This is a genomic window from Porticoccus sp. GXU_MW_L64 (assembly GCF_052983295.1).
In genome coordinates this window covers 1-1,220 of sequence record NZ_JBRKJK010000042.1, presented here as the reverse complement: position 1 = coordinate 1,220, position 1,220 = coordinate 1, and the positions used below count along the sequence as shown (strand labels likewise).

Sequence of the window (1,220 nt, the reverse complement as noted above, 5' to 3'; positions counted from 1 at the left end):
CAGGGCCACCTCATCTAAATTAGCGCCTCCAGTACCTTGACAAGAGTCTGATTGTCCCAACCAGCCAGTTTTCTCATTTGCTTAACGCTGGTTCGCTTGGGCTTCACCGTATTGATGGCATTGAGAACGGCATGGCGTATTACGGCAATATTGTTCGGTGCATTTCCTTTGCGGATGCGACTTTGATCTTCCCCAAAGCTCATATCCAACACCCAATGCAGGTTGTTTTCAACGCTCCAATGGCTGCGTATGGCCTTTAAGAGTTCTTGGGCACTATCTTGGCAACTGCCGACGTAATAACGCTTTTCCCTCGAACATTTATCGCCAACATGCCGCTCCGATTCCAACTGAACAATACTGCCTATACTGTTCCAGAGAGGATGGCGCTCGTGCAACCAGGACACCTCTTTGCACACGGATATTTTGCGAACTTCCACTCGCCCATGACCTTTGTCGGTCTGCTCATCTTGTTCCAGTGAAGCCCCTTTGGGAGGGGAGTCAAACCACGCCACAACATCGTCATGAAGCGCACCCTGGTTGCCTTTAAGACCAAGTACATAGTGCCCGCCCGCCCCAACAATCTGATTAGCAATTTTATGCTGGCAACCCATGGCATCAATGGTGATGGTTGCACCCGTCATGTCCAAGGCATCCAGTACCTGCGGGATAGCTGTGATTTCATTGGATTTCTTATCTACCGCGCATTGCCCCAATACCAATCGGGCTTCACTGGCGTAAGCGCTGACCAGGTGCAGCGCCCTGTCGCCACCATCGCGACTGCCACGCAGGGTTTTTCCATCAATGGCAATAGTTTCATTTGAGCCAGATGGGGACAAACACTGGCCTATCCACTGGGAAAATAACGCCTGAAATCGCTGCGGATTCACCGCCCGAAAGAAGCGCCTTAACGTATCGTCACTGGGAACACCATGTGTAAATGGTTTGTAGTTGCGCAGAAAGTCCAGACGCTGTTTGGCAAATAACTCTATATCTGCCCAGCCATCACAGCCTGCGGCAACACCGCAGACTGTCACCAATAGAATTTCCGGCAATGGGTGGAGTTTGGTTCGATCAACTCGTGGGTCTTCAAGCTGTTCAAACACATCAAAAAACGATTCGAGCTCTGTCGGTAAGGCCATAATGGACGACTCCTCTGCAAAAGTAGCAGACTTATCGTCACAAGTGGCTGATTTGTTAGAAATTTAGATGAGGTGACCCTG

1 protein-coding gene is annotated in these 1,220 nt (G+C 50.2%); it reads right to left on the bottom strand.

Annotated features, from left to right (window positions below; all coding sequences use genetic code 11):
* Positions 1–14 precede the first annotated feature (14 nt).
* Positions 15–1,139, bottom strand: a complete 1,125-nt coding sequence (locus ACVBEJ_RS14530) for an ISAs1 family transposase (RefSeq protein WP_447130355.1) — start codon at positions 1,137–1,139, stop codon at positions 15–17.
* Positions 1,140–1,220: the final 81 nt, after the last annotated feature.